Source organism: Rhodococcus sp. HM1, from assembly GCF_023218075.1.
Classification (GTDB): domain Bacteria; phylum Actinomycetota; class Actinomycetes; order Mycobacteriales; family Mycobacteriaceae; genus Rhodococcus.
Genome location: NZ_JALPTB010000071.1, coordinates 12,918 through 31,989, shown reverse-complemented (window position 1 = coordinate 31,989; position 19,072 = coordinate 12,918). Strand labels below are relative to the sequence as shown.

Here is a 19,072-nt window from a genome sequence, read left to right as displayed (position 1 = left end):
TCGGCGACCATCGCGATCAACGGCACCCGGCACACCTTCCCGCCGCAGGTCGATGCCGACCTGCAGGCCCTGCTCGACCGGATTTCGGGGTCCTGACTCACGCACTAACGAAATGAGCCAACTCGGGCCAGGAGGTCCTCGAGGCCGAGCTCGGCCCCGCCTGACCGACCACGAACCCGCAGGATGGGAACATCCACCCGGTGAGGGCGATCTCAAGTGGTGGATGCAACAGGCTCCCTGACATGGGGAGATGACACTGATGGGTCGACCGGGCATACGGACGAGCGACGAGTTGCGCGCTAGGTTCTTCGCCGTGCGCGAAGAAGGTGGCTCGCTCAGGACGGCATCGGCGGCGGCGGGGGTGGCCCACGTGACGGGCCGACGCTGGGAGGACGAGTTCAACCGGATCGTCCGCCGGGCTCCGGACTGGCAGCCCGGCGGACGCGCCCTGTGCCTGGCCGAACGCGAGGAGATCGCGATCGGGCGGGCACTGGGCGAGACCCTGCAGCAGATCGGGGACCGGATCGGCCGGGACAAGTCGGTGATCAGCCGCGAGCTCGCCCGCAACAGCAACAAGGACGGCACCTACCGGGCGGTGTCGGCGCACCGGCGGGCCTGGGAGCGGACACTACGCCCGAAGACCCTCAAGCTGATGGACAACCCGCAGTTGTGGCGGTGGGTGCTGGCGAAGCTGAAGCTGCGATGGTCGCCCCAGCAGATCTCGGCGAGACTGGTGGTCGAGTTCCCCGACCGACCGGAGATGCGTGTGTCCCACGAGACGATCTATCAGTGCGTCTACGTTCTGGCCAAAGGTGAACTCCGCAAGGAACTGTCGGCGGCGTTGCGGTCCGGACGGGTCCCGCGCAAGACGCACGGCCGGGTGCCGTCGACGGCCCGGTACCTGGGCGAGAAGATCCTGATTTCCGAGCGGCCGGCGGAGATCGAGGATCGGGCCGTGCCCGGGCACTGGGAATCTCAATGCTGTTGTCAAGCAGCTTGAGCGAGGTTGACCGGGTCCGGCTCCTGGTAGTGGGTGCGGTCGCGCAGCATCGCCCACAAGGTAGCGATTCGTCGGCGTGCAAGCGCGATCAATGCCTGCTTGTGACTCTTACCCTCGGAACGTTTGCGGTCGTAGAACCTGCGTGAGGACGGACTGCTCTTCAGACTCGACAGCGCGGCGAGGTAGCAGGTGCGCATCAAACGCCGATTGAAGCGACGGGGCCGGTGGTGGTTGCCGCTGATCCTGCCCGAGTCGCGGGGAGCAGGAGCCACCCCGGCCACCGAGGCGAGCCGGTCGGCGGTTCCGAATGCGCTCAGATCACCGCCGGTGTTGGCCAGGAAGGTCGCCGCCAGCACGGTGCCGAAGCCGGGCATGCTGGTCAAGATCTCGGCGTCACGGTGCGCGGCGAACCGTTCGGTGATCGTTGCATCGATCTCGGCGATCTCCAGGTCGAGTGCCGTGATCTTGGCTGCCATGCGTGCTACGAGCGCTGCACCCGTCGGCTGGGTGCGCAACGTGGTGTCCTGGGCGTGCGCGGCGGCGACCGCCTTGGCCGCCATCTGAGAACTGTTGCGGCAGCCGCGTTTGCGCAGCCACGTCGCGAGCCGGCTTTCGCCCATGCGTCGGATGGCCTCTGCTGTCTGGAATCCACTCAACAGGACCAACGGCGCCTTCTTGGAGTAGTCGAAGGCCGCTTCGAGAGCGGGAAAGTACTCCAGCAGCAGTGCCCGCAGGCGATTGATCATCCGGACCCGGTCGTAGATCAAGTCCGTGCGATGCGAGGTGAGCAGTCGCAGATCGGTGCTGATCTGGTCGGCGGCTCGGACAGGCCCAAGATCCCTGCGCATGCGGGCCTGGTCGGCGATGATCCGTGCGTCCTTCGCGTCGGTCTTGCCGTCCCCGCGATAGGTCGCTGCGGCGTGGTGCACGATCCGCCCGGGAATGTAGAGCACCTGCTGGCCGTGTGCTTCGAGCAAGGCGAGCAACAGCGCCGGCCCACCGGTGTTCAGGTCGGTGGCCCAGACCACGGGATCGCCGTTCGCCGTGGCGAGCACTGCCGCGATCAGGTCGAGGAGGGCACTTTCGTCGTTGACGATCCTCTTGGACAACACCACGGATCCTGCTGCGTCGATCGCGACGCAGTGATGGGCGCGTTTCCCGGCGTCGATGCCTACCCATAGTTCGCTCACGAAGTCCCTCCCCATCGTCGTCCCTACTGGGCGTCTCCTTGCCTGACAGCCGCGCCGGCACGTCCTTACCCAACGATCGGTGCGCGAGTCTCAATGAGCGGTCGAGCTGGCAGTAGGACAGCGGGTGGCCATTCCCAGTGAGCCGTCGTTGCGGCAGGGCGATCTCAGCCATACCCGCTGTCCCAAGGAGAGCGATCAGGACCTTATGTCCGGACCCTGATGTCGCCCACCGCTACAACGTAAGGAGGGCGATCTGATCATGGGTGCCCGCAACGGGTCGGCGATCGGCACCCTCGTCGAGCGCACCACCCGGCACGTGCTGTTGCTGCACCTGCCCCGGGTGCGGGACCTGGCCGGGGTGCGCGATGCGATGATCGCGGCGATCGAGTCGATGCCGCAGATGATGCGACGGTCGGTGACCTGGGATCAGGGCATCGAGATGGGTTTGCATGCCCAGATCACCCTGGCCACCGACGTCGCCGTCTACTTCTGTGATCCGCATTCGCCGTGGCAACGCGGCACCAACGAAAACACGAACGGATTACTGCGTCAGTACTTCCCGAAGGGCACCGACCTGTCCGTGCACACCGTCGAGGACCTGCAGCGGGTGCAGGACGAACTCAACGGCCGGCCTCGGCGAACGCTAGGCTGGCGGACACCAACGGAAGCATTCGCCGAGCTCGTTGCATCGGCCGCTTGAAACCGCCGAGACCGGATGGATGTCCCATCACCCAACGGATTTCAGGCGCCGGGGGCGAATTCCTCGAGCATCTCGGTGACCAGCGCGGCGATCGGCGACCTCTCGCTGCGCGTGAGGGTCACGTGCGCGAACAGCGGGTGCCCCTTGAGTTTCTCGATGACCGCGGCGACGCCGTCGTGACGACCCACACGCAGGTTGTCGCGCTGCGCGACGTCGTGGGTGAGCACGACCCGCGAACCGGACCCCAGCCGTGAGAGCACCGTGAGCAGCACGTTGCGCTCGAGGGACTGCGCCTCGTCCACGATCACGAACGAGTCGTGCAGCGACCGGCCGCGAATATGCGTGAGCGGCAACACCTCCAGCATGCCGCGGCTGATCACTTCGTCCATCACGGCGGGGCTGGCCAGGCCGTCGAGGGTGTCGAAGACCGCCTGCGCCCACGGTCCCATCTTCTCGCTCTCGCTGCCCGGCAGGTAGCCGAGATCCTGGCCGCCGACCGCGTAGAGCGGGCGGAACACCACGACCTTGCGCTGGGTGCGCCGCTCGAGCACCGCTTCCAGCCCGGCGGTCAACGCGAGCGCCGATTTGCCGGTGCCGGCCTTCCCACCGAGGGACACGATGCCGACCGAATCGTCGAGCAGAAGGTCCAGCGCCACACGTTGTTCCGCGGAACGTCCGTGCAGCCCGAAGGCCTCGCGGTCGCCGCGCACCAGCTGCACCCGCTTGTCCGGAGTCACCCGGCCCAACGCGCTCGACGCCCCACCGAGCATCCGGATTCCCGTGTGGCACGGAAGATCCCGCGCCTCGTCGAGGTCGATGACTCCCTCGGAGAACAGGGTGTCGATCACGGACCGGTCCACGTCGAGTTCGGTCATGCCCGTCCAACCGGAGATCACCACGTCCTGCGCGTGGTACTCGTCGGCGGGCAGACCCGCGGCGCCCGCCTTCACCCGCAACGGGATGTCCTTGCTGACCAGCACCACGTCCCGGCCGCCGACCGCGAGATTGAGCGCGCACGCCAGGATCCTGGAATCGTTGTCGTCGGTGCGGAACCCGGCGGGCAACACCGACGGGTCGGTGTGGTTCAGCTCCACGTGGAGGGTGCCGCCGGCGTCACCGATCGGGATCGGCTGGTCGAGACGACCGTGCTCGAGGCGCAGATCGTCGAGCAGCCGAAGCGATTCGCGTGCGAACCAGCCCAGTTCGTGATGATGCCGTTTGCCCTCCAGTTCCCCGATCACCACCAGGGGGAGCACCACCTCGTGTTCTGCGAAGCGGGTCACCGCCCACGGATCGGAGAGCAACACCGAAGTGTCCAGCACGTACGTGCGGACCGGGGACTTCTTCGCAGCGGACTTCGCGGAGCGATCGCCGGTGCGAGCGGGGACGGAGCGTGTTGCGGTCACGTGAGGCTCCTAGACCTGCGCGGCACCACGCAAGTGTCTTTCTCGGTGGGCCGGTCGTCCCGGGTGTCCGCTACGGACACGAGGGCCGGGTGCCGGCCCCTCGCACTGATTGCCTCAGCCACGACCAGGACCTCCCGTGTAACCGGCAACTGTGTCGGCTACAACGTCGACGCTAACGCCGACACGCCCCGAACGCTCGATGAGCGCGGGGCGTGTCGGTGAAGAATGCGTTAACGCAGGCGGGCGATCAGATGAGCGTCCAGTCCTCCAGGCCCTGGTACAGCGGCACATCCTGAGCCAGCTTGCTGACGCGGGCGCGCAGCGCGTCGACGTCGGCGCCACCGATCAGGGTCTGCGCGATGATCTCGGCGACCTCGGTGAACTGCTCGTCGCCGAATCCGCGGGTCGCGAGGGCCGGGGTGCCGATGCGCAGGCCGGAGGTGACCATCGGCGGGCGCGGGTCGAACGGCACGGCGTTGCGGTTGACGGTGATGCCGACCTCGTGCAGCGCGTCCTCACCCTGCTGGCCGTCGAGCTCCGAGTTGCGCAGGTCCACCAGCACCAGGTGCACGTCGGTGCCACCGGTGAGCACGGAGATGCCCTTGTCGGCGACGTCCGCCTGCGACAGGCGCTCGGCGAGGATCTTCGCGCCGGAGAGCGTGCGCCGCTGACGATCCTTGAACTCCTCGCCGGCGGCGATCTTCAGGGCGACGGCCTTCGCGGCGATCGCGTGCATGAGCGGTCCGCCCTGCTGGCCCGGGAACACCGCGGAGTTGATCTTCTTGGCCCACTCCTGCTTGGCCAGGATCAGACCCGAGCGGGGTCCGCCGAGGGTCTTGTGCACGGTGGTGGACACGACGTCGGCGTAGGGCACGGGCGACGGGTGCAGGCCGGCAGCGACCAGACCGGCGAAGTGCGCCATGTCGACCCACAGGTAGGCGCCGACCTCGTCCGCGATCGACCGGAACGCGGCGAAGTCCTCGTGACGCGGGTACGCCGACCAGCCGGCGACGATGACCTTCGGCTTCTCCCGCAGCGCGATGTCGCGGACCTCGTCCATGTCGATACGGTGGTCTTCCTTGCTGACCCCGTAGGACGCGACGTCGTACAGCTTGCCGGAGAAGTTCAGCTTCATGCCGTGGGTGAGGTGGCCACCGTGCGCGAGGTCGAGGCCGAGGAGCTTCTCGCCCGGCGTCATCAGCGCCATGAGCACCGCGGCGTTCGCCTGGGCGCCGGAGTGCGGCTGCACGTTCGCGAACTCGGCACCGAACAGTTCCTTGGCGCGGTTGCGCGCGAGGTCCTCGACGATGTCGACGTTCTCGCAGCCGCCGTAGTAGCGGCGACCCGGGTAGCCCTCGGCGTACTTGTTGGTCAGCACGCTGCCCTGGGCCTGCAGCACGGCGCGCGGAACGAAGTTCTCCGACGCGATCATCTCGAGGGTGTCGCGCTGACGGGACAACTCACCCGCCATCGCCTGCGCGACTTCCGGGTCGAGATCGGCGAGCGAGGCAGTGTTGACGTCGGTGCCAGGCACGGTGGTCATCGAGGATTCTCCAAGCTGGGGGCGGCAGGATACGACCTCCAGTCTACGAAGCGCATCCCGAAATCAGGAACCCGGGACCCCGCCGTGATCGAGGTCACCGCAGCGAACTCGGCACCAGCGGTTCGTCGAGCAGCCTGCGGAACCGTTCGGCACGCTCGGCACCGGCCGGAACCCGCTCGAGCCAGCCGCCGAGCAGCCGGTAACCCTCCACATACGTGCTGATGTACGCGCGCCACAGCGGCGAGGACAGGAATCGCAGCGACTGCCGTGCCCGTTCCGGGGTCGACAGCGACCAACGCTGCAGGAACGCGGCGACGTCGTCGTGGCTGCGACCGCGGTCGTGCAGCAGCAGCGCGGCATCCTGACGCACCGACAGCAGGCCTGCGGACGCCTCGTGCAGCTGCTCCGCCAGTTCGCCGTCGAAACGCAGGCCGAGGTCGGCGTAGATCTCCTGAGCCCACCGGCCCCATCCCGGGCCGACGATCGCCTCGAGCGCGAGGTCGGCCAGGCCCTCCGCCATGAGGCACTGCGGGGTGTTCACCAGGAACAGCGTCTGCTCGGCCTGCCCGCCGGCGACCAGACCGGCTTCCTTGCGACAGTGTTCGGTGTGGTGACCCGGGTACGCCTCGTGCGCGATCAGGCGCGGCAGGTGCGACATGTGCTGCTCGAGGTCGGAGTTGATCGCCACGCGGGAGCGGTAGTTCCCCAGGTAGTAGTTGAAACCCGACCACGGTTTGTCGCCGACCACCTCGTATTCGATCTGCTCGGCCTCCGGCAGCGGGTACACGGCCCGAACCTTGTCGCGCAGTGCGCTGGAGAACGCCTCGACGCACTCGGCGAGGCGGTCGGCGGGCACGTTCTCGCTCTTGCGGTGAGCCTGCAGGCGTTCGGCGAGCGGTCCCGATCCGGGGAGCAGCGCGTCGAGACGACGATGCGCGTCGCGGTAGTCGTCCTCGTTGCCGGGGGCGATGCGCACGTCGAAGTACGCCTCGACCTCGTCGACGAAAGCTATGTCCTCACCTGCGAATTTGCGCGCCGAGCACTCCATGGCGCGCAGGTGCACGTCGAGGAACCGGGTGCGTTCGTCGGACAATCCGGCGCCCGCCAGTTCCGCGCGGAGCCGGTTCGCAGTGTGGGATAGGTCACGGGGATCCGGTTTCGGCGCGTTCTCCACCTGGCGACGCAGCGACGCGTCGCCGGTGTACGCGTCGACGAAGCCCTCCTCGAGCCGGTCGAAAGCGAGGCCGAGCAGCAGATATTCACGCACGAAACCGTCCGATCCCATGCTTTCGAACACTAGTCGTTCGTGCGGCGTCGCGACGGGGCCGGACACTCCGATGCGGGACCCCGGGCGGACACGCCCCTGTGGCAGCGCGCACAATTCGGTGCATGGACTTCCTTCGTCGCAAGCCGCACCCGGGCTGCACCGCCGGTTCGCTAGCCACGGAAGGACCGTGTCGATGGCACGTCTGAGCGAGCCGAGCCCGTACGTCGAGTTCGACCGCAAGCAGTGGCGGACGCTGCGCAAGGCGACGCCGCTGGTGCTCACCGAGGACGAACTCATCGGCCTGCGCGGCCTCGGCGAGCAGATCGATCTCGCGGAGGTCGCCGAGGTGTACCTGCCGCTGTCGCGGTTGATCCACCTCCAGGTCGCGGCCCGGCAGCGGTTGTTCGCCGCGACCGCGACGTTCCTCGGGGAGAAACACCCGGACCAGCAGGTGCCGTTCGTGATCGGGGTCGCCGGTTCGGTCGCCGTCGGCAAGTCCACCACCGCGCGTGTGCTGCAGGCACTGCTCGCGCGCTGGGACCACCACCCCCGGGTCGACCTGGTCACCACCGACGGATTCCTGTATCCGACCAAAGAGCTTATCCGTCGGAACATCATGCACCGCAAGGGTTTTCCCGAGAGCTACGACCGCCGGAAGCTGCTCCGTTTCGTGACGGAGGTCAAGTCCGGGGCCGCAGAGGTCGCGGCGCCGGTGTACTCGCACATCTCGTACGACGTGATTCCCGGTCAGTACCACGTGGTTCGGCAGCCGGACATCCTCATCATCGAGGGCCTCAACGTCCTGCAGACCGGTCCGCGCCTGATGGTCTCGGACCTGTTCGACTTCTCGATCTACGTCGACGCCCGCATCGAGGACATCGAAAAGTGGTACGTGGAACGGTTTCTCGCGCTCCGCAAGACATCCTTCGCGAATCCGGACGCGCACTTCCACCACTACGCGAACCTGTCCGATCGCGATGCGGTGAACGCGGCCAAGGAGATCTGGCACTCGATCAACCTGCCGAACCTGGTCGAGAACATCCTGCCGACCCGTCCGCGCGCGACGCTGGTGCTGCGCAAGGACGCCGACCACGCCATCAACCGGCTGCGGCTGCGCAAGCTCTGACCCCCGCCCTCGTGCGCGTTTTCGGTAGCGGCTGCTACCGAAAACGCGCACGGGCACGGGTGCGGCTACCGGGCGCTACGCCCCGAAACGGCGGTGCCGGGCAGCGAAATCGCGTAGGGCGCGCAGGAAGTCGACGCGACGGAATTCCGGCCAGTAGGCCTCGGTGAACCAGATCTCCGAATACGCGCTCTGCCACAGCAGGAACCCGGACAACCGCTGCTCCCCCGACGTCCGGATGACGAGGTCGGGGTCGGGCTGGCCGGAGGTGTAGAGGTGCCCGTCGACGGCGTCGACGGTGACGGACTCGATCAGTTCCTCACCGGACAGCCCGGCGGCCTGCTTCTCCCGCAGCAGCGACTGGACGGCGTCGACGATCTCCTGCCGCCCGCCGTAGCCGACGGCGACGTTGACGTGGGTGCCGGTGCGTCCTTCGGTGCGGCAGGCGGCCTCGCTGAGCCGGCGGGCCTGCTCCTCGGGCAGCAACTCCAGCGTGCCGACGATCTTGACGCTCCAGTTCTGCTCCGGCCCGGAGATCTCCTCCACGACGTCGGTGATGATCTCGATCAGGACGTCGAGTTCCTCGGGTTCGCGGCGCAGGTTCTCCGTGGACAGCAGATAAATCGTCGCGGTCTCGATGCCCGCCGCGTCGCACCAGCGGAGCAACTCGGCGATCTTGCGGGCGCCGGCACGGTGGCCGTGACTGACGTCGGTGAAACCGTTCTCCCGGGCCCAGCGACGGTTGCCGTCACACATGACAGCGACGTGCCGCGGGTGCTGAGCACCTTCGAGTTGGCGCAGCAGACGCCGTTCGTACAGCTGATACAACACCCCGCGCGCATTCACCCCGACATCACCACGGGGGTCACACTACGCCCACCGGACCCTCCGGTCGCGATGGTGGTCACACCCACACGCGGCGCGGGCGGCACAGGGGTAACGTGACATTCCAGCAAGAACCTACGGTTGCGTAGGTTACCGAGCAGTACGAAGGGGGTCGGGCCTATGGCGGTGTTCGGGATCGACGAACTGCCGGTGAAGCCGCGCCTGCGGGGATGGATCCATCTGTGGGCGTTCGCCGTCTCGGTGATCGCGGGCATCGTGCTCGTCGCCCTGGCCGCAACCATCGCCGAACCACCCGCGGGCATCGCGACCGCGATCTACAGCCTCACGGTGTGCGGGGTGTTCGGCGTCAGCGCCCTCTATCACCGGGTGCACTGGCACGATCCCCGCGCCCGCATGTGGATGAAGCGCGCCGACCACTCGATGATCTTCCTGTTCATCGCCGGCAGTTACACCCCGTTCGCGACCCTCGCCCTCCCGCCGGACACCGGCCGCACCCTCCTGATCGTGGTGTGGTCGGGCGCGGTGGCGGGTGTGGCGCTGAAGATGCTGTGGCCGACCGCTCCTCGCTGGGTCGGCGTGCCCCTGTATCTGCTGCTCGGCTGGGCGATCGTCCCGGTCGCCGGCACGGTGGTCGACACGGCCGGGCTGGTCCCGATGCTGCTCCTGCTGATCGGCGGCATCCTCTACAGCGTCGGCGCGGTGCTGTACGCGACGAAATGGCCGAACCCGTGGCCGCACACGTTCGGGCATCACGAGTTCTTCCACGCCGCCACCGTGCTCGCGGCACTGTGTCATGCGGTCGCGGTCTGGCTCGTCGTGTTCGCCTGAACCGGCCGTGTCCGCCCGAACCGGAGAACCCCGGCCGGCGAGATGTGCCGGTCGGGGTTCTGCGGAATTCGGGGCGGTTCAGGCGTCGGTCGCCTGCTCGGCGAGTTCCTTCCGTGACCGGACGGCATCGAGCGCGACGACGAACAGCAGCGACACCACACCCCACATCACGAAGGTGACCAGGTGCGACCCGACGGCGTCGCCGCCGAAGTACAGGATCGAGCGGACCGACTCCACCGCCGCCGGCATCGGCAGCACGCCGTGCAGGAACTTGAAGATCTCCGGCGTCATGTACATCGACATCGCGCCGTTCGAGGCCGGCACGCCGAGGAACATCAAGGTCCCGACCGCGGGGATGACGGCGAGCAGCCCGAACAGGCGGTGCAGCGCCAGGGTGAACATCGAGGTCGTGAACGTCGCGACGATCCCCACTCCCCACAGCGGCAGGAAGTGCCCGTCGACCGCTCCGGTGATGGGGTCGGCGATCACCCAGAGCACGGCCGGCATGAACAGCGCCCATCCGGCGGCGATGGGCAGCATGCGCCGCAGGACCATGGCGGCGGGCTGCGCACCGCCGGCCACGACGACCACCATGAAACCGGACATGATCCAGCCCATCGCGACGTAGAGCGTGACCGTGCCCATCGTGTCGGAGTCCGGCAGCGGGGCGACGTTCTCCACGGTGAGGGGCACCTGCATGCCGCCGGCCACCTGGTCGAAGACCCGCTGCACGACCTGCTGCTGGCTCATGCCGGCAGCCTCGTTGGTGATCAGGGTCGCGGTGGGCGACGCGGCGGACGGCAGGACGAAGGCCGCCACGATCGTGCGGTCCTGCACCTCGGCGCGTGCCTCGTCGAGCGAGTCGGAGGTGCGCAGGTCGAACAGACCAGCCATGTTCTGCTCGAGCCCTGCGACCACCTGGCCGGCCTGCTCGGTCGTCCCGGCGACCACGGTCACCGGCATCGCGCGCGGCGTCGGCTGGTACATCGCGCCGAGCATGATCGAGAGCATCAGCACGACCATGGCGAAGGGGAAGAACGCCAGGGTGAGGTAGCGGACCCGATCGCTTTCGGGACGCGGCCCGTTGGTGAGCGAGGGCATCGTGATCTCGGGGTCCCCCGCATCGGGGTTGCGGCGACGCTTCAGGGCGTCGACACCGAGGGTCGCGGCGAGGGCGAGCACGGCACCGAGGACCAGGACCATAAGGTGGCCACCGAGTCCTTCCCCACCGAAGTACAGGACCGACCTCAGCGACTCCCCCGCGGCCGCGGTCGGCAGGAAGCCGTGCAGGCTCGAGTAGATCGACGGCAACGAGTAGACCGACATGCCCAGGTTCGAGGCGGGGACGCCGAGAACCATGACGAAGAGCATGCCCGCCAGGACCGCCATCGGTCCGAGGATCCGGGTCAGGAACAGCTGCACCGAGCCCACGGCGAAGATGGAGAGCCAGCAGATTCCCAGCACGGTCGCGGTGTGGCCCTGGATCACGCCGAGGATCGGCCCGGCGACGAGCCACACGAGGCTGCCGATCAGGACGGACCATCCGGCGAGCAACGGCACGATGCGGCGGAACCGCAGCAACTCCGGGGAGTTGGACAGCATGATGCTCAGCGGCATGTAGCCCGCGAGCATGAGTGCCTGCGCCATGAACATGACGCCCAGGCCGGCCATGTCGTTCTCCGGCAGCGGAGCGAGGTCCCGGGCGGTGAGGTCGAGACCCTGTCCGAGGACCTGCGGGGCCAGCAGTCCGGTGACCAGCGACGACTGCGACGCTCCCGCCGCGCCCGCGGTGTAGACGGTGGCGGTGCCGGCGTCGGACAGCGAGACCGCACCGGAGACCTCACGCGCCAGCACGAGATCGCGCGCAGCCGCGTCGTCGGCGACGATCCGGACGTCGACGGCGTCCGGATCCGCGTCCTCGAGCGCACGCGCGAAGTCGTAGGCCTGCTGGGTGGGACCGGCGACCGCGATCGGCATGTCGCGCGGAGCCGGGGCGTGCATCGCGTACAGGTACCCGGTGATCATCATCCCGACCATCAGGAACGGCATCACGAAGATCGCGACGTAGCGCCCGATGTGTTCCTTACGGGCGCGGGCGAGGTCGGCCTCGGTGGGTTCGCCGCCCGGCGGGTCGTTCTTCTCGAGCGTGATGGTGTCGGTCAATTCGGGGACTCCTCGATGCCCTCCGGCGACCCGGTCGTCTCCACGGCCCGGCCCGGAAAAATACGCTGGTTGACTTAAAAAGTTACGCCGAGTGTCTTAAAGTGGCCAAGCCGAGCCGTGGTGACCTTCGTCCCACTCGGCGTCGGGGCACACTGTGACCCGAGCGAGAGAAAGCGACGGGACCAATCGTGGGCAGTTACGGCGACCAAGCACGACGAGCACTGCTCGATTCGGCGGAGGAACTGTTCGCCACCTTCGGGGTCGACGCGGTGTCGAACCGGCGCATCGCCGAACACGCGGGCAACGCGAACCACTCCGCCGTGAGCTACCACTTCGGCAGCCGGGACGAACTCGTGCGCGCCACGCTCCTCCGTTATTCCGAGGACGCCGCAGCCCGGCGCAGAGAACTCGTCGCACTGCTGGGACCCGACCCGGCACTGCGGGACCTGTTGGGCTGCTTGATCATTCCCTTCACCGATCAGCTCGCGTCGATGCCCGTCCCGAGCTGGCGGGCACGGTTCCTCCAGCAGCTCAGGACCGTGCCGTCGATGGTCGAGACCGTCGCCGCGAACACCATCGCGGACCCGATCGTGGAGGATCTCGTCCAGCGGGTCCGGGCATACGTGTCCGAGCTCCCGGACTCGGTGTACACCGGGCGTTCGTGGCTGCTGGGACGGTTGGTCATCGACGCGTGCGCCGACTACGAGGAACGGCTCGAACGAGAGGACGTGGAGCCGGACTGGACCGGGTTCGCCAACTTCCTCATCGACGCGTGCACGGGCATGCTCGAAGCCCCGGTCACCAGCGCGGGCGACTTCCTCGGCTACCGCACCACGTCCGCGTGGGCCTGATCGGTCACCCGACGGCCAGCGCGGCGCGCAGGTCCGACACCGAGATCACCGGCCGATCGCACACGAACCCGCGGCACACATAGGCCGCCGGCGCTCCGTCGACGAGGAACCGACCGGCGAACAGCGGCGACGACTCAGGTTCACCGCCCACCACGAGCGATCCGCCCGGAGCCGTCCGCCGCGCGACGTCGAGCAGCTCTCCCCCGCCGACGACGGCCACCTGGATCGGACCGCGCACCGCGGCCTCGGCGACCGTGAGCCAGTGCCCGGCCGATCGGGGTGCCCGTTCGAGCAGCAATGCGGCGGTGGCGAGCGCCGCGTCGGCGGCCTCCCGGTAGCGACCGCCGTCCTCGACCGCCGCGGACAGCGTCAGCAGCGCCTCGGTTACGAGCGCCGCGCCCGACGGGGTGGCGCCGTCGATCGGGTCGCGGGGCCGGGCGACGAGCGTCTCCGCGTCGTCGGCGGTGTCGAACCAGCTGCCCGGCTGCTCAGGGTCGGCGAAATGCGCGAGCGCGATGTCGGCCAGGTCGCGGGCCGGTGCGATCCACGACGGGTCGCCGGTCGCCTGATACAGCGCGAGCAACGCGGTGACCAGGGCTCCGTGGTCCTCGAGCACGCCGACGGGTGCGCCGACGACACCACCGAGCGACGCGCGCCGCAGCCTCCCGTCGACGAGGTGCGTCTCCAGAAGGCGACGCGCGCAGGTCGCGGCGGCGTCGATCCAGTCCGCGCGCCCGAAGGCGGCGCCGGCCTCGGCGAGTGCGGTGACGGCGAATGCGTTCCAGGCCGTGACGACCTTGTCGTCGCGTCCCGGTTGCGGCCGGGACTGCCGGGCCTCGAACAGCCGCGCGCGCACCCGCTCGGCGCGTTCGGCGTCGTCGGGGTCCGACGGCAACTGCAGCACCGACATACCGTCTTCGAACGTGCCGGCCTCGGTGACCTCGTAGAGCCGCGCGGCCCACGCGCCGTCGTCCGGGCCGAGGACCTCGATCAACTGCGCCGGTGTCCACACGTACGTCAGGCCTTCGACGCCTGCGGTGTCGGCGTCGAGGGCGGAGGCGAAGCAGCCTTCGGCGGTGCCCAGGTCCCGCAGCAGGAACCCCGCGATGCCCTCGGCGACGCGCCGCGTCGCGTCCCGCCCGGTGATGCGTGCGAGGTGGGCGTACACCCGCAGTAGCAGCGCGTTGTCGTAGAGCATCTTCTCGAAGTGCGGCACCACCCAGGCCGCGTCGACGCTGTACCGGGCGAAACCCCCGGCGAGCCGGTCGTGGATGCCGCCGCGTGCCATCGCGTCGGCCGTCCGTTCGACGACCGCGAGCGTCTCCGCCGTTCCGCTGCGTTCGTAGCTGCGCAGCAGCCCTTCGAGCAGCGCCGACGGTGGGAACTTCGGAGCGCCCCCGAACCCGCCGTGGGTGCGGTCCTCGTCGGCGGCGACCGTGCCGGCGACCACGTCGAGCAGCGCGGCGTCGACGGGCCGGGCCCCCTCCGGCAGCCCGCTGCTGCTGCGCTGCAGTTCCGCCACGATCGCACCGGCCGCGCCGGCCACGTCATCGCGGCGGGTCCGCCAGGTGTGGGTGACGGCCTGGAGCAGTTCGGTGAACGACGGCATGCCGCCACGCGCGACGTTCGGGTAGTAGGTGCCGCAATAGAACGGGGCACCGTCGGCGGTGAGGAAGCACGTCATCGGCCAGCCGCCGTGCCCCGTCGTGGCGACGGTGGCGTTCATGTACACCGCGTCCAGATCGGGTCGTTCCTCCCGGTCGACCTTGATGCACACGAAGTTCTCGTTCATGACGGCCGCGGTCGCCTCGTCCTCGAACGACTCGTGCGCCATCACGTGACACCAGTGGCATGCCGCGTAGCCGATGGACAGCAGGATCGGCACGTCGCGCTCCCGCGCCTCGGCGAGAGCCGCGTCGGTCCATTCCTGCCAGTGCACCGGGTTGTCGGCGTGCTGCTGAAGGTAGGGCGAGGTGCTGTGGCGGAGGCGGTTGGCCATGCTTCCGAGCCTGCCACGCCGGGCAGCGTGGGGCTCGTGACAAGCGAGAGCTATTTGCTCTCGGACCCCTTCTTTTCGGTCTTTTCGGTGCCCTCGATCTCGGGCGCGGTCTTCTCCGTGCCCGGCGCGGTGGCCGCGCCCCGGTCGGTGCCCTCGTCGGCGGCCTGATCGGGCTCGGGATGCTCGGGCCGGAACGTCTCGGGCAGCTTGCCGATCCGCTTGTTCATGTTCCGGATGAGCAGTGCCGTCGCGACGAGCAGGACGACGATCAGCGCCAGCCCGACCGGGGACGCCTTGCCGAACTCGGGGCCTGCGGGGTCCTGCGCCAGAACGTCCGCTGCCAGCATGCCGATCGTCATCGCACTCGTCCGTCCTCGATGCCCGCGAACAGATCCGACTCGGGGATCACCGTGTGCACGCGGGTCTTGGCCAACTCGAATTCTTCGGTCGGCCACACCTTCTGCTGAATGTCCAGGGGAATCGCGAAGAACGATCCGTTGGGGTCGATCTGCGTCGCGTGCGCGCGCAGCGCGTCGTCACGTTGCGGGAAGTAGTCGCCGCAGGTGATCTGGGTGGTCACGCGCGCCATGATGTCGCCTTGTTCGGTGCGCCAGCGGTTGAGCCATTCCTCCATCGGGAAGCGTTCACCGCGCCGTTCGTACTCGTCGCGGAACAGCTCGATGCGCCGGCGGATGAAGCCGTGCGAGTAGTACAGCTTGCGAACCTTCCACGGCTCGCCGTCCTCGGGGTGGTAGTCGGGATCGGCGGCGGCCTCGTAGGCGGCCATCGACACCTCGTGGCAGCGGATGTGGTCGGGGTGCGGGTAGCCCCCGTTCTCGTCGTAGGTGGTCATGACGTGCGGGCGGAACTCGCGAATGACCTGGACGAGCTTGCGGGTGGGTTCTTCGAGCGGAACGAGCGCGAAGCAGCCTTCGGGCAGCGGGGGCTTGGGGTCGCCCTCGGGCAGGCCGGAGTCGACGAAACCGAGCCAGCGGTGCTGCACCCCGAGGATTCGGGCGGCCTCGGCCATCTCCTCGCGGCGCACCTCTTCCATGCGCTCGCGGATGCCCGGGACGTCCATGGCCGGGTTGAGGATGTCGCCGCGTTCGCCACCGGTCAGGGTGACGACCAGGACCTCGTTCCCCTCGGCCGCGTAGCGGGCCGTTGTGGCGGCACCCTTGCTCGACTCGTCATCGGGATGGGCATGCACGGCCATGAGCCGTAGTCCGCTCACGTGTTTCCTCCACCTCGCCGTTGTGTGCTCTGTCCGACCGCGCGCCCGGCACCGCAGGCGGGGCACATCGGTCCTTCCCCTATAGTTCCACCTGACCAGTCCTCCGTCAGCCGTGGCCCCGGGCCCGCGCAGACGGGCACGAAAGCAAAGTGATGAGCAACACCACCGCGAACGACAGATACCCGGCCGGCCGCTACCCGACGGCCGGCGGTTCGTCCCGGCGCACCCGCAAGTGGGTTCTCGGTGCGATCAGTGTCGCCGTCGGTCTGGCCCTGGCGTTCGTGGTGTATCTGCAGTTCGGCCGGTCGGAGATCGAATCGGAGATCATCACCTTCGAGGTCATCGACGATTCGACCGTCGACCTCCAGTTCACGGTGACCCGCCGGGACCCCTCGCAGGAGGCGGTCTGCGTGATCCGGGCCCGGTCGAAGGACGGCCAGGAGACCGGTCGTCGCGAGGTGCTGATCCCGCCGTCCGACTCCGGAACGGTCGTCCTGAATTCGACGGTGAAGACCTCTCAGCGCCCCGGCATGGGCGACATCTACGGCTGCAGCTTCGTCGTTCCCGAATATCTGCACACGCCCTGAACGAACAGCGGCTTTCCGTCCCCGGATCCGCGTTGGTGCTAGAATAGTCGGATACACGGTTCCACCCTTTGGGGCCGTGTATTGCTGCATAGTAGGCAGTACGGCTCCGTTCACCACACCCAGTGGGGGTAACGATCAGGAGCCCATGCTGTCGTGGTCGCTGCATGTGCGCGGCCTGTCGACGGAGCCGGGGGCTCCAACCCGAAGGAAGTGATCGAGGATGACCGAGACCCAGGGCACCTGGCTGACACAGGAGTCGTACGACCGACTCAAGGCAGAACTCGACCAGCTCATCGCGAATCGTCCCATCATCGCGGCCGAGATCAACGAGCGCCGCGAAGAGGGTGATCTCAAGGAGAACGGCGGCTACCACGCCGCCCGCGAGGAACAGGGCCAGCAGGAGGCCCGGATTCGCCAGCTCCAGGAGCTGCTCAGTGCCGCGAAGGTCGGCGTTGCGCCCACCCGGTCCGGTGTCGCGCTGCCCGGATCGGTTGTCACGGTGTACTACGACGGAGACGAGAGCGACAAGGAGACGTTCCTGATCGCGACCCGTGAAGAGGGTGCGCGCAGCAACGAGATCGAGATCTACTCGCCCAATTCCCCGCTCGGCGGCGCGCTGCTCGAGGCGAAGGTCGGCGAGACCCGTGAGTACGTCCTGCCCAACGGCGGCACCATGAAGGTGACCCTCGTCAGCGCGGAGCCGTACCACGGCTGATCGGACGGCCGTGAATCCACGGCCGGTCCTGTCGAACGCCTGAGAAGGGCCCCGACCGTGCGGTCGGGGCCTTTCTCGTGTCCGGACTCAGAAGATCCTGCGGGCCTTCATGTCGGGGAAGACCGCGCCGACCCGGACGACATCCCCGGTCGTGGGCGCGTGCACCATCTGGCCGCCGCCGATGTAGATGGCGACGTGTCCCGGTCCCCCGGCCTGCCAGTTGCCGAACAGCAGGTCGCCGGGCCGGGCCTGATCCAGCGGGATCTCGGTGCCGACGTGCCATTGGGTTTCCGAGGTGCGCGGCAGCACGGTGCCGGTCGCGGCATAGACGGCGTAGGACGTGAGCCCGGAGCAGTCGAAGCCGCCGCCGGACGGACCGTTGATGTTGCCGCCGCCCCACACGTAGGGCAGGCCCAGGAAGCGGAATGCGAGGTCGACGACCTTGTTGCCGGCATCGGTGATGCCGGGCAGGCCCAGGCCCAGGAACGGCGACAGCAACCGGGAGAACGCCGCTTCGGTCGCGCGGATCTTCGCGACGTAGGGCTTGGTCTGGTTCTCGTAGTCGGGTGAGCCCGACGGCATACCGCCCGAGCGACGGACCGCGCCGATACCGGCGTTGTACGCGGCCAGTGTCAGGTCCAGGGTGTCGCCCTGCACCAGGCCGCGCTTCTTCCAGTCGTCGATGAGCTTGTAGTTGTCGCAGAGCAGCGCACCGGATGCCATCACCGGATCGGCGATGCCGAGGACGTCCGCGATCCCGTCGCCGTCGGCGTCCTTGCCGTATGCGTCCCAGGTGCCCGGCATGAACTGGCCCGGGCCTTTCGCGCCGGTCGGCGAGACCGGCGCGGTGGGCCCGTAGCGGAAGCCGTTCTCGGCCGAGTACAGGGCGGCGAGCACGGGCGCGGTGATGCCCTCACACAGCGACCCGGCCTTCTTGAGCCACGGCGCGAAGACCGCGACGGCCCCGATCGGGGCGAGGCTCGTTCCGGGCAGGATCGCCGGGATCGACGGCAGCGTGATGCCGCCGACGGTGATTCCGGCCGGGGCCTGCGCAACCGGCCCGGTCGCGACCGCGGGCGGCGGTGTCACCGCGAACGGATTCGGTCGCGGCGCCGGAGCGGCGGGTGCCAGGCCGGGCGGGGGTCCCGCGCTTTCCGGGGGTGTCACGAGGGCCGCGGCCGCCTCGGGCGGAAGGTGCGGTTCGATCGCGGCCGCCACGGAGGCCGTGGCGTCCACGACCGCCTGTTGCGCCGCCGGCCGAACTGCTTCGGGCAGCGTCGCGATCATGTCCGTTACCTGCTGGTCGACGCCGGGCGCGGACGCCTCGAACGATTCGATGACCTGTGTGACCTGGTCCTTGATCTCCGCCGGAATGTCGGCCCCCTGTACCAGGGCGCTTGCGGCCGTAGCCACTGCAACGATCACGGCCGACGCGTCGACTGACATACGCGAACTCCCCACCATCCAGATCCGGAACGACTTCACCGTACGTTGTGATGTCGATCACCGGTGTCGTTTCACCACGTTCATATCACATATATGTAAGAACGTGTTTCAATAAGTCGGCTCATGTTCGACCGCCCCCGGTACAATCCCGGTACCAGAGGTTACAGAAATCCC

General features: G+C 68.3%; 16 protein-coding genes and 1 pseudogene. 7 read left to right on the top strand and 10 right to left on the bottom strand.

Annotation, left to right across the window (positions count from 1 at the left end):
* The first annotated feature begins 313 nt into the window (after window positions 1–313).
* Window positions 314–1,000: an IS30 family transposase gene (locus M1M07_RS26765; protein WP_248676136.1), complete on the top strand. Its 687-nt coding sequence runs from the start codon at window positions 314–316 to the stop codon at window positions 998–1,000.
* Here the strand turns inward: M1M07_RS26765 and M1M07_RS26760 are convergent.
* Window positions 988–2,205 (bottom strand): IS110 family transposase, encoded by a 1,218-nt coding sequence (locus tag M1M07_RS26760; RefSeq protein ID WP_248676135.1) that lies wholly within the window; start codon window positions 2,203–2,205, stop codon window positions 988–990. The two genes, M1M07_RS26765 and M1M07_RS26760, sit on opposite strands and share 13 nt — an antisense overlap.
* Window positions 2,206–2,431: 226 nt before the next feature.
* Here M1M07_RS26760 and M1M07_RS26755 point away from each other — a divergent pair.
* Window positions 2,432–2,890: pseudogene (locus M1M07_RS26755) on the top strand (IS30 family transposase); the annotation flags it as partial.
* A 41-nt stretch (window positions 2,891–2,931) separates the two neighbouring features.
* Here M1M07_RS26755 and M1M07_RS26750 read toward each other — a convergent pair.
* The 3 genes from M1M07_RS26750 to M1M07_RS26740 form a co-directional block, all read right to left on the bottom strand.
* Window positions 2,932–4,296, bottom strand: a complete 1,365-nt coding sequence (locus M1M07_RS26750) for a PhoH family protein (protein WP_248676134.1) — start codon at window positions 4,294–4,296, stop codon at window positions 2,932–2,934.
* A gap of 247 nt (window positions 4,297–4,543) precedes the next feature.
* The gene (gene glyA, locus M1M07_RS26745; protein WP_197257213.1) at window positions 4,544–5,839 is read right to left on the bottom strand and encodes a serine hydroxymethyltransferase; all 1,296 of its coding nucleotides are present in this window, start codon (window positions 5,837–5,839) and stop codon (window positions 4,544–4,546) included.
* Window positions 5,840–5,933: 94 nt separating this feature from the next.
* A complete protein-coding gene (locus tag M1M07_RS26740; RefSeq protein ID WP_248676133.1) occupies window positions 5,934–7,124 on the bottom strand; it encodes a DUF885 domain-containing protein in 1,191 nt (396 codons plus the stop codon).
* Between the two features lie 175 nt (window positions 7,125–7,299).
* On the opposite strand from M1M07_RS26740, the gene coaA reads away from it, so the two are divergent.
* Window positions 7,300–8,232, top strand: a complete 933-nt coding sequence (gene coaA, locus M1M07_RS26735) for a type I pantothenate kinase (protein WP_197257217.1) — start codon at window positions 7,300–7,302, stop codon at window positions 8,230–8,232.
* A 75-nt stretch (window positions 8,233–8,307) separates the two neighbouring features.
* Here coaA and M1M07_RS26730 read toward each other — a convergent pair whose 3' ends face one another.
* Entirely contained in the window at window positions 8,308–9,075 is a 768-nt protein-coding gene (locus tag M1M07_RS26730; RefSeq protein WP_197257219.1) for an isoprenyl transferase, read from the bottom strand.
* Window positions 9,076–9,234: 159 nt separating this feature from the next.
* Here M1M07_RS26730 and M1M07_RS26725 point away from each other — a divergent pair, with 159 nt between their 5' ends.
* Window positions 9,235–9,903 (top strand): hemolysin III family protein, encoded by a 669-nt coding sequence (locus tag M1M07_RS26725; protein WP_197257229.1) that lies wholly within the window; start codon window positions 9,235–9,237, stop codon window positions 9,901–9,903.
* Between the two features lie 78 nt (window positions 9,904–9,981).
* Here the strand turns inward: M1M07_RS26725 and M1M07_RS26720 are convergent, their stop codons facing one another.
* Window positions 9,982–12,066: an ABC transporter permease gene (locus tag M1M07_RS26720; protein ID WP_248676132.1), complete on the bottom strand. Its 2,085-nt coding sequence runs from the start codon at window positions 12,064–12,066 to the stop codon at window positions 9,982–9,984.
* Window positions 12,067–12,254: 188 nt separating this feature from the next.
* Here M1M07_RS26720 and M1M07_RS26715 point away from each other — a divergent pair, with 188 nt between their 5' ends.
* Window positions 12,255–12,917, top strand: coding sequence for a TetR/AcrR family transcriptional regulator (locus M1M07_RS26715; RefSeq protein WP_248676131.1), 663 nt, complete (start codon window positions 12,255–12,257; stop codon window positions 12,915–12,917).
* A 4-nt stretch (window positions 12,918–12,921) separates the two neighbouring features.
* On the opposite strand, the gene M1M07_RS26710 is transcribed toward M1M07_RS26715, so the two are convergent.
* From M1M07_RS26710 to mca, 3 genes are read right to left on the bottom strand one after another with little or no spacing between them, the layout of a single operon-like run.
* Window positions 12,922–14,916, bottom strand: a complete 1,995-nt coding sequence (locus M1M07_RS26710) for a thioredoxin domain-containing protein (protein WP_248676130.1) — start codon at window positions 14,914–14,916, stop codon at window positions 12,922–12,924.
* Window positions 14,917–14,966: 50 nt separating this feature from the next.
* Window positions 14,967–15,275 carry a hypothetical protein gene (locus tag M1M07_RS26705; RefSeq protein ID WP_248676129.1) on the bottom strand — a complete coding sequence of 103 codons (309 nt, stop codon included), beginning with the start codon at window positions 15,273–15,275 and terminating at the stop codon, window positions 14,967–14,969.
* Window positions 15,272–16,150 carry a mycothiol conjugate amidase Mca gene (gene mca, locus M1M07_RS26700; protein ID WP_197257234.1) on the bottom strand — a complete coding sequence of 293 codons (879 nt, stop codon included), beginning with the start codon at window positions 16,148–16,150 and terminating at the stop codon, window positions 15,272–15,274. The genes M1M07_RS26705 and mca overlap by 4 nt, the downstream gene beginning before the upstream one ends.
* Before the next feature lie 152 nt (window positions 16,151–16,302).
* Between mca and M1M07_RS26695 the strand changes: the two genes are divergently transcribed.
* Window positions 16,303–16,737: a DUF4307 domain-containing protein gene (locus M1M07_RS26695; RefSeq protein ID WP_197257235.1), complete on the top strand. Its 435-nt coding sequence runs from the start codon at window positions 16,303–16,305 to the stop codon at window positions 16,735–16,737.
* A 220-nt stretch (window positions 16,738–16,957) separates the two neighbouring features.
* A complete protein-coding gene (gene greA / locus M1M07_RS26690; RefSeq protein ID WP_197257236.1) occupies window positions 16,958–17,452 on the top strand; it encodes a transcription elongation factor GreA in 495 nt (164 codons plus the stop codon).
* Window positions 17,453–17,539: 87 nt separating this feature from the next.
* On the opposite strand, the gene M1M07_RS26685 is transcribed toward greA, so the two are convergent.
* Window positions 17,540–18,898 carry a bifunctional lytic transglycosylase/C40 family peptidase gene (locus tag M1M07_RS26685; RefSeq protein ID WP_248676128.1) on the bottom strand — a complete coding sequence of 453 codons (1,359 nt, stop codon included), beginning with the start codon at window positions 18,896–18,898 and terminating at the stop codon, window positions 17,540–17,542.
* Window positions 18,899–19,072 lie beyond the last annotated feature (174 nt).